At 73.1% G+C, this 13,231-nt stretch carries 7 protein-coding genes and 2 pseudogenes; 6 read left to right on the forward strand and 3 right to left on the reverse strand.

Going from position 1 to position 13,231, the window contains the following annotated elements; genetic code table 11:
* The coding region (locus tag IH13_RS0120540; protein WP_031086545.1) for a YwqJ-related putative deaminase at positions 1-438 on the reverse strand (438 nt) is incomplete at its 3' end.
* Between the two features lie 225 nt (positions 439-663).
* Between IH13_RS0120540 and IH13_RS0120545 the strand changes: the two are divergent.
* From IH13_RS0120545 to IH13_RS0120560, 4 genes and pseudogenes are all read left to right on the forward strand, one after another.
* Positions 664-1,565: pseudogene (locus IH13_RS0120545) on the forward strand (SMI1/KNR4 family protein).
* Positions 1,566-1,572: 7 nt separating this feature from the next.
* Positions 1,573-4,042: pseudogene (locus IH13_RS37970) on the forward strand (SUKH-4 family immunity protein).
* Positions 4,043-4,230: 188 nt separating this feature from the next.
* Positions 4,231-5,124, forward strand: a complete 894-nt coding sequence (locus tag IH13_RS0120555; protein ID WP_199814768.1) for a coiled-coil domain-containing protein — start codon at positions 4,231-4,233, stop codon at positions 5,122-5,124.
* Between the two features lie 235 nt (positions 5,125-5,359).
* Positions 5,360-6,814, forward strand: coding sequence for an MFS transporter (locus tag IH13_RS0120560; RefSeq protein ID WP_031086551.1), 1,455 nt, complete (start codon positions 5,360-5,362; stop codon positions 6,812-6,814).
* A 132-nt stretch (positions 6,815-6,946) separates the two neighbouring features.
* Here the strand turns inward: IH13_RS0120560 and IH13_RS0120565 are convergent, their stop codons facing one another.
* Positions 6,947-7,252: a WGxxGxxG family protein gene (locus tag IH13_RS0120565; protein ID WP_031086554.1), complete on the reverse strand. Its 306-nt coding sequence runs from the start codon at positions 7,250-7,252 to the stop codon at positions 6,947-6,949.
* A 246-nt stretch (positions 7,253-7,498) separates the two neighbouring features.
* Complete coding sequence (locus IH13_RS0120570) at positions 7,499-9,142, reverse strand: MFS transporter (RefSeq protein WP_031086556.1); 1,644 nt, start codon at positions 9,140-9,142, stop codon at positions 7,499-7,501.
* A gap of 360 nt (positions 9,143-9,502) precedes the next feature.
* Between IH13_RS0120570 and IH13_RS0120575 the strand changes: the two genes are divergently transcribed.
* Both IH13_RS0120575 and IH13_RS0120580 read left to right on the forward strand, forming a co-directional pair.
* On the forward strand, positions 9,503-10,291 hold the full coding sequence (locus IH13_RS0120575; RefSeq protein ID WP_031086557.1) for an ABC transporter ATP-binding protein: 789 nt from the start codon (positions 9,503-9,505) through the stop codon (positions 10,289-10,291).
* A complete protein-coding gene (locus tag IH13_RS0120580) occupies positions 10,288-12,870 on the forward strand; it encodes an ABC transporter permease (RefSeq protein WP_031086559.1) in 2,583 nt (860 codons plus the stop codon). The genes IH13_RS0120575 and IH13_RS0120580 overlap by 4 nt, the downstream gene beginning before the upstream one ends.
* The last annotated feature ends 361 nt before the right edge of the window (positions 12,871-13,231 follow it).

Genomic DNA, 13,231 nt, shown 5'->3' on the forward strand with positions numbered 1-13,231 from the left:
GCGGCAGGGGGCCGCGTAGCCGCCGTGGAGCGGGTCGCCGTCCTCGCGGATGTGCCGGGCGGTGATCCGGGCGTGTTTGAGGGCGCGGCGGGCTTCGCCGTTGGTGAGGGGCTTGCGCTGGGCGCGCTTGGAGCGGCTGCTGTCGGCGGCGGTGAGCTGGCGGGAGAGCAGTATGGCCTCGGGGCAGCGCCCGGTGAAGCGTTCGCGCTGGTTGCTGGTGAGGGTGTCGAGGAAGTCCTGGACGAGGTGGTGCAGGACGGGTGGCTGGTCGCCCTTGCCCGCGGTGCAGGTGAGTGTCTCGCCGCGTACGGACAGGGCTGCGGCCACGGCCGGCAGGATGCCGTCGCGGCGGTGGAGGAGCTGGGGCGTGCGGCTGTGGTCGGTGCTGCTCCAGCTGAGTCGCGGATCTCCGGACGTGACTGTTTGTGCAGGGTGCATGTTGTGGACTTCCCTCCCGCAATCCCCCGAGTTGCGGGGGACAGCCTGCCAAATGCGCAGGGTGCTGGGGAAGCTGGGGCGGGGAAACGTGTCTGCGTGTCGCGGGGCGGTGGCTGTACCGTCACACGCTCGTGACGGTGTGTGAGGGTCGCCCAGGGACGGGGGCGGCTGTCGCGCCACCGCTTAGGCTGTGCGGAACACCAGACGCAGCAGGGGGCAACCGCCATGACGACAGGTCGGCTCGGGCAGCAAGCCGCGCCACCGAACGCGGCCTATGCCGGGCAGGTCGTGCACTTTCCGGATCCGGTCCGGGCGTCCCGCCACCCCAGAGGTGTGCGCGTGGACGGGAGCGGCGTCCCGGACTTCTCGCCGTACGCGCGCGCGGCCGCGGAGATCGCGGAGCCGCCGCCGGGGTTCGGTATCGACGAGCTGCGGCTCTGTCTCTTATACACATCTGGCACCACGTGGCCGGGGGCCGCCGGATGGAGCTGGTTCCGGTCGAGGTGAAGGCGCTGCTGCGTCATCACGGTGGTCTGGCGACGGCGTCGGTGGACCAGCTGCGGCGGGGTACGCGCCCGTTGCAGGAGACCCGCCCGGTGCACTTCGTGTTGCCGAAGGGTGGTGTGGCCGTGGGTGAGCAGCAGGTCCTGGGCGTCGAGGAGGACCTGGGGTACCGGTTGCCGGGGGCCTACCGGTCGTTCCTGAAGGCGGCCGGGGGGTGTGCTCCGGTGGGTGCGGCGCTGGACGCGGAGCTGGGTCTGCTGGTCGACCAGCCGTTCTTCACGGTGCGCGAGGAGGCCGCCGTGAACGACCTGGTGTACGTGAACAAGTGTCTGCGCGACCACTTCACCAAGGACTACCTGGGGGTCGGTTTCGTCCAGGGCGGGATCGTCGCCGTGAAGGTGCGGGGCGGGGACGTGGGGTCGGTGTGGTTCTGCGCGTACGACGACGCCCGGGACCAGGACGGCTGGGGTGTGCAGGAGCGGGTGGAGCGGCTTCTGCTGCCGTGCGGTGAGGACTTCGACGCCTTCCTGCAGCGGCTGGCGGGCAATCCGCCGGAGCTGGAGACAGTGGCGAACCTGATGGTGGACGGCGGCTTCGCGCGGACCGTCCCGGTGGAGGGGTGAGCGCCGGATGGTGACGTTCGCGCAGGCGCAGGAGCGGGCCGACGAGTGGGTCAACGGCGTCGTGCCCGGTTATCAGCACCGGGAGGTGCGGGTCCGGGAGTTCGGGCTGGGCTTCGTGGTGTGGGCCGAGGACCGGGCGGGCGGTCCGGTGTCGGACGGTGGCCGCCAGCGGCTGGTGATCGCCCGGGACAGCGGTGAGGCCACGTTGTGGCCGGGGCTGCCGGTGGGTGAGGTGATCCGCCGGTACGAGGAGGAGTACGGGGGGTCTGATGCGGCACCGGCCGCTCCGGAGCCGCCGCAGCGTATCGATCTGAATCAGACGTCGTTCCTGTTGAGCCCGCCGGAGTGGCTCCAGGAGGCGGCGGACAAGCTGGGGATTCCGGACCGGCGTGCGGAGCAGGGTGCCGCCGGGGGGCCGTCCGCTCCGGCGGGGGTTCCCGCGCAGGCTTCCGGTTCCGGTCCGGGGTCCGCCGGTCAGGAGCCGGCCGGTGCGGGTTCGGCCGACGCGGGGGCGTCGGTGTGGCCGGCGGCCGGTGGCGGGGACGACGACCACGAGCCGACGGCGTCGGACGGTGTGCCGGCCGGGGCGACCCCGTGGGCGGGTACGGACACGAACGCGGGCTCGGACGAGGGTGCGGTGGGGTTGCCCGCCACGGTGTTCGCGCCGCCGTTGTCCGGGGCGGACGAGGACGGGACGTTGCCGCCGAGCGTGTCGGCGGAGGCGCCGACGGCGCTGATGTCGGGTGGGAGCCAGCTCCCCAGGACGGCGGTCGTCCCGGGGCTCGACCCGCAGGCCGGTCCGGGTACGCCGCCTCCGGCGGCGCCCGCCGGTCCTGGTACCCCGTCTCCCGGGGCGCCCGCCGGCCCGGGTACGCCGCCTTCGGGGGCGCCCGCGCCTCACGTGGGTCCGGGGTCCTCGGCCGGTGACATCGCGGACGCGGCCACCAGCAAGGCCGTGGTGCCGCCGCGCGGTGCGCGGGGGACGGGGCCGACGACCCCGCCGCCGCCGGGGGCGCCCGGTACGCCGGGGGCGCGTCCGGGGGCCGCCGTGCCGCCGCCCGCCCCGGGGGCCCCGGACGGGCCCGCGGGTGGATACGTGCCGACGCAGCTGGTGTCGCAGCTCGGACCGTCGGGGGGGACCGGCGCTCCGGGCACGCCTCCGGGTGCTCCGGGCACGCCTCCGGGTCCTCCGGGCCCGCCCGCTCCTCCCGGGGCGACGCCGCCGCCCGGCGGCGGCGTGCACCACGCCGCGACGATGCTGGCCGATGGCGGCCTGGGCGGCGCGAACACGCCCCGGCCCCCGGGGCCGCCCGGTGCTCCCCGGCCCCCCGGGCCCCCTGGATCACCCACGCCCCCCGGGCCGCCCGCTCCTCCCGGGGCGACGCCGCCGCCCGGCGGCGGCGTGCACCATGCCGCGACGATGCTGGCGGGTCCGGGGCCGTCCGGCCCGGGTGTGCCGCGGCCTCCCGGTCCTCCGGGTCCTCCCGGGGCTCCGGGGGCTCCCGCGGGCCCGCACACGCCGCCGCCCCCGGCGTACGGCTATCCGCAGCAGCCCGCCGGGCAGCCGACGGCTGATCCGCCGTTCGGCGCCGGGCACCCCGCACCCGGAGTGGCAGATGCTGCACGAGCTGCGGGCGATGAACGTGCCGCCGCAGCAGGTCATCGAGCTGCACACGGAGTTGGAGTCGTGTGAGCTGCCGGGTGCGTACTGCGCGCGGATGATCCGGGAGATGTGGCCGCAGGTCCGGATCACGAGCGTCGCGCCGTACGGCACCGATCACGCGAGCCGGCAGCAGGGCATGCAGGCGTTGTTGACGCATCAGGGTGAGCTGCACCAGGTGGCCGACGGGCCGGCGCGGCCGGCCCCGGTGCGGGCGCCGCTGCCGCAGGTCTCGCCCGCCGGCCCGTTGCCGCCGGAGGCGCTGGCGGAGGAGATGCTGGGGGCGTTCGGTCCGCAGGGCGTGCTCCGTTTCGACCAGCGGGCGGTGTCCCGGCAGGGTGTGCCGGAGGCCGTGGCGCGGACCCTGGTGTGGGCGGGTCTGCCCGCCGACTTCGGGCCGTTCTTCTGGGCGCAGCCGGGACAGCCGGTGGTGCCGACGCTGGGTGAGCTGGCGGCGCAGCGTCAGGTGCAGGCGGCGCCGGACGCGGGTTCGTACCTCGTGATGGGGTCGGACTTCGGCCGGGCGGTCTGCGTCCAGTACGGCACGGCGAACATCGTGGCGGTGCCGGTGGAGGCGGGTCCGGGCGGACAGGCCGTGGCGCCGCAGTTCGTGAACACCGGGCTGCCGGAGTTCGTGCGCTCGATGGCGCTGCTGGGCCGGATGTGGCGGTTGCGGTACGGGCTGAATCCGGAGCAGGCGGGCCGTTGGACCGTCGATTTCCAGGCGCAGTTGGCGGCACTGGATGCGGCGGCGCTGGCGTCTCCGGAGAGCTGGTGGTCGGTTCTGCTGGAGCAGATGTGGGACGGGCTGTTGTGATCTGACCCGTTGGAGGGGTGGCGTCCGGACCCGGTGGGGTCCGGACGCCACCCCTTCATGCCGTCTGTGATGCCGGTCGCTTCCGTCTTGAATGCGGTTGATCGATTCCGACTTCCGGCATCATTTGCCGCATCCTTGACGTATTGCTTGGGGGTCGGGGCGTCGGCGAGCGGAAAGAGGCTTCAGGGATGAGTGGTGGACCGGTGTCCGCGTTCGGCTTCGACCGTGTGCGCGGGCGTGGTTGGCGTCCGGAGCAGGTGGACCGTGCCGTTGCCGTGCTGTCGGGTGAGCGGGAGCGGGCACGGGAGGAAGTGGCCCGGCTGACGGCCCTCGCCGAGGAGTTGACGGCGGAGTCGGCGCGGCTGCGTGAGGTGGTGGCGTCGCTGGCGCCGCAGACGTATGTGTCGCTGGGGGAGCGGGCCCAGCGGATTCTGGCGCTGGCGGAGGAGGAGGCCGAGGCGGCCCGGGCTGCGGCGGTGGAGGAGGCGCAGGCGCTGCGGGACGCCGCGGACGCGGCGGGCCGGGAGGCGAAGGAGGCGGCGCGTGCGGCGGCGTCTTCGGGGCGGGCGGCTGCCGGTGAGGAGGCCGAGGCGCTGCTGGGTGCGGCCCGGGACACCGGCGAGAAGCTGGTGCGGGAGGCCTTGGAGGAGGCCGGCCGGGTCCGCGAGGAGGCGGACGCGGAGATGGCCGGGACCCGTCGCCGTACGGCGGGGGTGCTGGCGCACCAGGAGCAGGAGCACGCGGAGCGGCGCAAGGCGGCCGAGGAGGAGTTCGCGGCGGCGGAGGCCGTGGTGGCGGCGCGTGAGGCGGAGTTGGCGGAGCGTGGCGAGGCGCTGATCGCGCGGGCGCGACGGGAGCTCTCCGAGGCGGAGGAGGCCGCCCGGCACGGGCAGGAGGACGCGGAGGCGCGGGCGGCGGCGCTGCTGTCGGAGGCCGGGGTGGCCGAGGACCGGGTGGGCCGGGAGACGGACCGGGTGCTGCGGGAGCACGAGGAGGCCCGCGAGGAGGTACGGGCGCACATGGCGCACGTACGGACGGCTCTGGCGACGCTCACGGGGCGTACGCCCGTCGCGCCGGACTGAGCGGCTCCGCTCCTTCGTGCGCGGGGGGCGTCGTCTGAAGGTGCTTCCTGCGGGGCCGAGGTGCGTCTCGCGGGGCACGGGGTGCGTCTCGCGGGCACGGGGTCGGGTGGCGTAGGCGCGTGTGTGCAGGCGGCGCACCCTCCCGAATGTGCACTGGGCACATGGCATGCATGACACATTAAGCATGTACTATGCACATCTCCTTCCCGAGGCCCGACCCTAGGAGTTCCCCTTCATGGATGCGCACCAGCCGACAGCCGGATCGGGCGGTGTGGTGGCCACGCTCGCCTTCGCCGGCACCGTGGCGGCGATCATGCAGACCCTGGTCACTCCACTCATCGCGGAGCTGCCGAGGCTCCTCGACACCACGTCCTCCAACGCCGCCTGGGTGATCACGGTCACGCTGCTGGTCTCGGCGGTGTGCGTGCCGGTCTCCGGACGCCTGGGCGACCTGCTGGGCAAGCGCCGGATGCTGCTCGCCTGCTCGGTGCCGCTGATCGTCGGCTCGGTCGTGTGCGCGCTCGCGTCCTCCGTCGTCCCGATGATCGTCGGACGCGGGCTCCAGGGGATGGGCATGGGCATGGTGCCGCTCGGCATCGCCCTGCTGCGTGACGTGGTGCCGAAGGAGAAGATGAGCTCCTCCATCGCCCTGGTCAGCGCCTCCCTGGGCATCGGTGGGGCGCTCGGCCTGCCGATCGCCGCGGCGGTCGCCCAGTACGCGAACTGGCGGGTGCTGTTCTGGGGCTCCGCGGCGCTGGCCCTCGTCATCGCGGCGTTGATCTGGTTCGTGGTCCCGGACGTTCCGGCCGGTGCCAAGGGGCAGCGTTTCGACGTGCCCGGCGCCCTGGGCCTGGCCGTCGGTCTGGTCTGCCTGCTCCTCGCCGTCTCCAAGGGCGCCGAGTGGGGATGGGCCTCGACGACGACCCTCGGCCTGTTCGCCGCCGCCGTCGTGGTGCTCCTCGCCTGGGGTGTCTGGGAACTGCGGACCGAGGACCCGCTGGTCGACCTGCGCACCACGGCCCGCCCCCGCGTGCTCATCACCAACCTCGCGTCGCTCTTCGTCGGCTTCGGCATGTACGCCGGCATGCTGATCGCGCCGCAGCTGCTGCAGTTCCCCGAGGCCACCGGCTACGGCCTGGGCCAGTCGATGCTCGCGGCGGGCCTGTGGATGGCCCCCGGCGGCATCATGATGATGATCATCTCGCCGCTCGGCGGAAAGCTCACCGACTCCCGCGGCCCGAAGTTCACCCTGATCTGCGGTGTGCTGGTCATCGCCGCGGCCTACGGGCTGGGGATCCTCCTGATGGGTTCCGCCTGGGGGCTGATGCTGTTCCTGATGGTCAGCAGCAGCGGAGTCGGCCTCGCCTACGGTGCGATGCCCGCCCTGATCATGAGCTCGGTCCCGGCGTCCGAGACGGCCGCCGCCAACGGCTTCAACACCCTCATGCGCTCGCTCGGCACATCGATCGGCGCCGCCGTGATCGGCGCGGTCCTCGCCCAGATGACCACGGAGGCGGGCGGCTTCACCTTCACCTCCGAGGCCGGGTTCCGTACCGGCCTGATGTTCGGCTGCGGTGTCGCCCTGATCGCCGTGGTGGTCTCCGCGTTCATCCCCGCCGTCCGTGGGTCCGCCACCGGTGGGCGGTCCGGCGTGGCCGCCCCGCAGGAGGTGGCCGCGGTCAGGGGCTGATCCCCGGCACGCGTCCGTACGCCGCACTGCCCGGCTCCGGCTCCCCGTGGGGAGCGGAGCCGGGCAGTTCCGCGTCGGGGCGCGGCGGACTCGGGGAGCCGCACGGCCGGGCCGGTGTGCGCGCCGCCCGCGTCAGACGCGCGGGTCCGTCGGGTGCGAGCCCGTCGTCGGGTTGCCGCCGGGGGCGGGACGCGGCGGCACGTCGCGGTTGTTCTTCTTGCCGCGCGGGATCAGGCCCGCCAGACCGAGGAGGCCGACGAGACCCCACAGTCCCCAGCCGCCACTGCTGTCGTCCTTGTCCTTGTCGGTGTCGTTCGCGGCGGTGGGGGAGACGGCGGTGGCCGTCACCTGCCCGGTGGGGGCCTCTGCGAGGGCGGGCGCCGCGGGGGCGAGGAGAAGGGCGGCGGTGAGGGCGAGGGTGGCTGAGGTGTGTCGCATGGTGTCTGCCTCTGCTTTCGGTGGTCGCGGATTCGGCGGTGTTCGCCTGATGACCGGTCACCGTCAAGGGCGGCGGAACGGGTTTCCCACGCGCACGTGTGAGGGGCCGGACGCATCCCCACCATCACCCCCCGCTCGCTCGGGCCGCGCAACCGCGCGGGGGCCCGCCCGACCGCCCACACCCGCCGCCACCTGCGGATACGGCGTGACGTTCGGCGTGTGCCACCGCTGCCGAACGGACGAAGCTCAGACGCCGTCCGGGCCTGCCTGCGAGGTGTCGTCAAGGACCGGGAAGCGGCGTGGCGCCATGAAGACGAGAACCAGCAGGGCCAGCACGGCCGCCGCGGCGGCACCGACGAAGACGTGGTCGGTGGCGCTGTCGACGGCCCGGCGCAGGTAGTCGGCCGCGGTGGACGAGAGGGCGGCCGGGGTCTGGAGGGCGTGGGAGACGCCGTCGAGGTCGCCGGGCAGGCCCGGTACGGGGGCGTCGGCCAGCCGGGAGGCGAGGGTCGCGTTGGCCGTTGCCCCGAAGAGGGCGGCGCCCAGGCTCTGGCCGACCTGGCGGCAGAAGAGGACGGAGGCCGTCGTCGTGCCGCGCTCGGCCCAGCCGACGGTCGACTGGACGCCGACGATCAGGGGGAGCTGGAAGAGGCCGAGGGCCGCTCCCAGCAGCAGCATCAGCAGGGCGGGGTGCCAGGCGGCTCCGGGGAAGGGGAGCAGCGGGAAGGCGAGCAGGACCAGGAGGGCGCCGGTCATGCCGGTGATCGCGGTGCGCCGGAAGCCGATGCGGTTGTAGGCGCGGTCGGAGAACGCCGCCGCGACCGGCCAGCTGAGGGTCATGGCCGAGAGGACGAACCCGGCGGCGACCGGGCCGAGACCGAGCACCGACTGGGCGTAGGTCGGCAGGAAGACCGTGGGCGCGACCATCAGCAGGCCCATCGCACCGAGGGCGAGGTTGACCGAGGCGATGGTGCGGCGTCGCCAGACCCAGCCGGGGATGACGGGCTCGGCGGCGTGCCGTTCGACGACGACGGTCAGGGCGGCCAGCGCGGCGCTCGCCCCGAACAGGGCGAGCGAGGGGGCGGAGAGCCAGGGCCAGGCGACCCCGCCCTGGACGAGCGCGGTCAGCAGGAGCGCGCCGGTCGCGAACACGGTGAGCGCGCCCGCCCAGTCGACGCGGGGACGGGTGGCGGGGCGGGGCCGGGCCGGTTCGTGGAGGTGGCGGACCACCAGCCACAGGGCGAGGCCGCCGACGGGCAGGTTGACCAGGAAGATCCAGCGCCAGTCGGCGTACGAGGCGAGCAGCCCGCCGAGTGCGGGGCCGGCCACCGACGAGGTGGCCCAGACGGTGGACAGCTTCGCCTGGATCCTGGGGCGTTCCTTCAGCGGGTACAGGTCGGCGGCGATGGTCTGCACGGTGCCCTGGAGCGCGCCGCCGCCGAGGCCCTGCACGACCCGGAACGCGATCAGCGCGGCCATGTTCCAGGCGGCGGCGCAGAGCAGGGAACCGACCAGGAAGAGGATGATGCCGGCGACCAGGACGGGCTTGCGCCCGAAGGTGTCGGAGAGCTTTCCGTACACGGGCAGGGTGACGGTGACGGCGAGCAGGTAGCCGGAGAACAGCCATGAGAACACGGCGAATCCACCCAGGTCACCGACGATCTGGGGAACGGCGGTGGCCACGATGGTGCCGTCGATGGCGGCGAGGCCCATGCCGAGCATGAGCGCGGCGACGACCGGCCGGCGGGCACGGTCGGCCCGCGCGCGGGCCGCCGCGGACGCCTCCCCGGCCCCGGGCTCCGGTCCCGTCCCGGGTTCCCGTACCGCCCCGGGCCCCGGCTCCGGCGCCGTCCCCGGCTGCGTGTCGTCCCTGCCGTTCGCGCCGCCCACCGCATTTCCTTTCCCTATGCATCCGGTTTCCCGGCTCACTGTCTCACCGGGCGCCGTCCCGTGGGAGACCGATGCCGCAGGCTGGGATCCCCTACACGGGGCGCGCTCCAGGGCCCGCAACCCCTAGGGGAGGCACCGCACTTGGGCCTGGGGAGCGTTCCTCCCGGCGGAGGACGTGCCCGGGCGTCCCGGTTCCTTAGCGTGTTCTTACGTCGCGGATGCGGCTGACCGCAGAGAACGGGGTGGGGAAAACCCCACCCGAAGACGGCGCCGGGCACCAGCGCGCCGGACCCCTCTCACCCACGAGACTCGGAACGTCTGCAGAGACGTCCTGGCATGAACCGACATAGGAGAGAAACCGTGACAACGGCTGTGACCATTCCCAGGCACGGGGACACTGGAGGGCGTACGGCCGTTGCTGCGCGAGCCCGGCAGGTCGTCAAGGCGTACGGAGCGGGGGAGACCCGGGTCGTCGCGCTCGACCACGTCGACGTGGACATCGTCCGCGGGCAGTTCACGGCGATCATGGGCCCGTCCGGCTCCGGCAAGTCGACGCTGATGCACTGCCTGGCCGGACTGGACACCGTGACCTCCGGTCAGATCCATGTCGCCGACACCGAGATCACCGGGCTCAAGGACAAGAAGCTCACGCAGTTGCGCCGGGACCGGATCGGCTTCATCTTCCAGGCGTTCAACCTGCTCCCGACGCTCAACGCGCTGGAGAACATCACGCTGCCGATGGACATCGCGGGCCGCAAGCCGGACGTGGGCTGGCTGGACCAGGTCGTGGAGACCGTCGGCCTCGCCGGGCGGCTGAAGCACCGCCCCACCCAGCTCTCCGGTGGCCAGCAGCAGCGCGTCGCGGTGGCGCGGGCGCTCGCCGCGCGCCCCGAGATCATCTTCGGTGACGAGCCCACCGGGAACCTGGACTCGCGGGCCGGTGCCGAGGTGCTGTCGTTCCTGCGCAAGTCGGTCGACGAGCTCGGCCAGACCATCGTCATGGTCACCCACGACCCGGTAGCCGCCTCCTACGCGGACCGGGTGCTCTACCTCGCCGACGGCTCCATCGTCGACGAGATGCGCGACCCGACGGCCGATCAGGTCCTGGACCGCATGAAGGACTTCGACGCGCGCGGGCGGACGTCATGACCGTGTGGAAGACCTCGGTGCGCAACTTCCTCGCGCACAAGGGGCGCATGGCGCTCTCCGCCGTCGCGGTCCTGCTGTCGGTGGCGTTCGTCTGCGGGACGCTCGTCTTCACCGACACGATGAACACCACCTTCGACAAGCTCTTCGCGGTGTCGTCGGCCGACGTCACCGTCAGCCCGAAGGACGCCGGGGACGCCGCCGACATGCCGGAGAGCGGCCGGCCCGAGTCGCTGCCCGCCTCCGTCGTCGACCAGATCCGGAAGGCCGACGGCGTGAAGGACGCCGAGGGCGGCGTGATGAGCATGTCCGTCACGGTCGTCGACCGGAACGACAAGAACATGGGCTCCGACACCGGTGCCCCCACGCTCGCGAGCAACTGGACGCGCAACGACCTGCGTTCCATGGAGATCACCTCGGGCCACGTGCCGCGCGGACCGACCGAGGTCATGGTCGACGCCGACACCGCCGAGAAGCACCACCTGAAGATCGGTGACGAACTGCGGACGATCGCGGCCACCGGTGACATCACGGCGAAGATCAGCGGCATCACCGCCTTCACCGTGACCAACCCGGGTGCGGCCGTCGTCGTCTTCGACACCGCCACCGCGCAGGAGAAGCTGCTCGGCGCCCCCGGTGTCTTCACCCACGTCAACGTGACGGCCCAGCCGGGCGTCGAGGACGCGCAGCTGAAGAAGGACGTCGCCGCCGCCCTCGGTGACCCGGGGGCGTACAAGCTCCAGACGCAGAAGGAGGCCGCCGACGCCAACAAGGACTCCATGGGCTCCTTCCTCGACGTCATGAAGTACGCGATGCTCGGTTTCGCCGGGATCGCCTTCCTCGTCGGCATCTTCCTGATCGTCAACACCTTCTCGATGCTGGTCGCCCAGCGCACCCGGGAGATCGGCCTGATGCGGGCCATCGGCTCCAGCCGCGAGCAGGTCAACCGGTCGGTGCTGGTCGAAGCGGTGCTCCTGGGCCTCGTCGGATCGGTCCTGGGCGTGGCGGCCGGGATCGGGCTCGCCGTCGGGCTGATGAAGGCCATGGGCGCCGTGGGCATGGAGCTCTCCACCCAAGACCTCACCGTCGCCTGGACGACACCGGTGACGGGCCTGGCGCTCGGCGTCGTCGTGACCGTGCTCGCCGCGTACATCCCGGCCCGCCGCGCCGGCAAGGTCTCCCCGATGGCGGCCCTGCGGGACGCCGGGACCCCGGCCGACGCGAAGTCCGGCCGGGTGCGGGCCGGCGTCGGCCTGCTCCTCACCGGCGCCGGGGCGGCGGGGCTCTGGGCGACGACCCGGGTGGAGGAGGCGAGCGAGGGTTCGCTCTACCTGGCCCTCGGCGTGGTCCTCACCCTGATCGGCTTCATCGTGATCGGCCCGCTGCTGGCCGGAGTGGTCGTACGGGCCCTGAGCGTCGTCGTCCTCAGGCTGTTCGGCCCGGTCGGGCGGCTCGCGGAGCGCAACGCGCTGCGCAACCCCCGGCGCACCGGAGCCACCGGCGCGGCCCTGATGATCGGCCTGGCCCTGGTGGCGTGCCTCTCCGTCGTCGGCTCGTCGATGGTGGCCTCCGCCACCGAAGAGCTGGACAAGTCGGTCGGTACGGACTTCATCGTCCAGTCGAACACCGGTCAGCTGGTCGTGCCGCAGGCCGCCGAGGCCGTCGAGAAGGTGCCCGGCATCGAGCACGTCACGCACTACAAGGTGCTCGGCGCGAAGCTCACCGGCCCCGACGGTTCGACGCACGACGAACACGTCACCGCCGCCGACCCCACGTACCCGAAGGACCTGCGGCGGGAGACCGTCGCCGGCGACCTGTCGAAGGCGTACGGCGAGGACGCCATGTCGGTCGGTTCGGACTACGCCGCCCTGCACGGGATCGAGGTCGGTGACGAGATCACCGTCGCGTTCAAGGCGGGCGGGACCGCGAAACTGACCGTGGCCGCGATCACCTCGGACGAGACGAGCGTGGACCAGGGCGCGATGTACGTCGCCACGGCGACCGCGGAGAAGTACGTCCCCGCCGACCGGATGCCGGAGGACATGATCGTGTTCGCCGCCGCGGTGGACGGCAAGGAGAAGGAGGCCTACGCCGCCCTCAAGACCGCGCTCGCCCCGTACCCGCAGTACAAGGTGCAGAACCAGGCCGACTTCAAGCAGGACCTGAAGGACCAGGTCGGCCAGCTGCTGAACATCGTGTACGCCCTGCTCGCCCTGGCGATCATCGTCGCGGTGCTGGGCGTGGTGAACACCCTGGCCCTCTCGGTGGTCGAGCGGACCCGGGAGATCGGCCTGATGCGGGCGATCGGCCTCTCCCGCCGCCAGCTGCGCCGGATGATCCGGCTGGAGTCCGTGGTCATCGCCCTGTTCGGCGCGCTGCTCGGTCTCGGCCTGGGCATGGGCTGGGGCACCTCCGCCCAGAAGCTGCTGGCCCTGGAGGGCCTCGGCGTCCTGGAGATCCCGTGGCCGACCATCCTCACGGTGTTCGTCGCCTCCGCCTTCGTCGGACTGTTCGCCGCGCTGGTCCCGGCCTTCCGGGCGGGCCGGATGAACGTCCTGAACGCGATCGCCACCGACGGGTGACGGAACGCGTCGCAGCGTGACCGGCCCGGCCCCGGGGCGTTCCTCCGAACGCCCCGGGGCCCGTCCGTGTCCTACGCCGTGGGCGACGGGGCGGGGGCCGGACGGGGCGCGAGGGGCGGGCGCGGCACGCGGTGCGTCCGTCCGGGCACGGCGTTCCCTCGCGCGGGTGACACACCGACGTCGTACGCTGGACACCCCGGCCCGTCCTACGTGTCGGGTCCTTCGCGTTGCTGCCCCTGCCCCCTTGGACGGAAGCCCTTCATGAGCCTGCACGGTCTGCTGGATGTCGTCGTCACCGATCCGGCGCTCGCCGAAGCGGTGCAGGCCGCCACCGACGGTCACCGGCCGCAGGTCGACCTGG

Source organism: Streptomyces sp. NRRL WC-3549, from assembly GCF_000721935.1.
Lineage (GTDB): Bacteria > Actinomycetota > Actinomycetes > Streptomycetales > Streptomycetaceae > Streptomyces.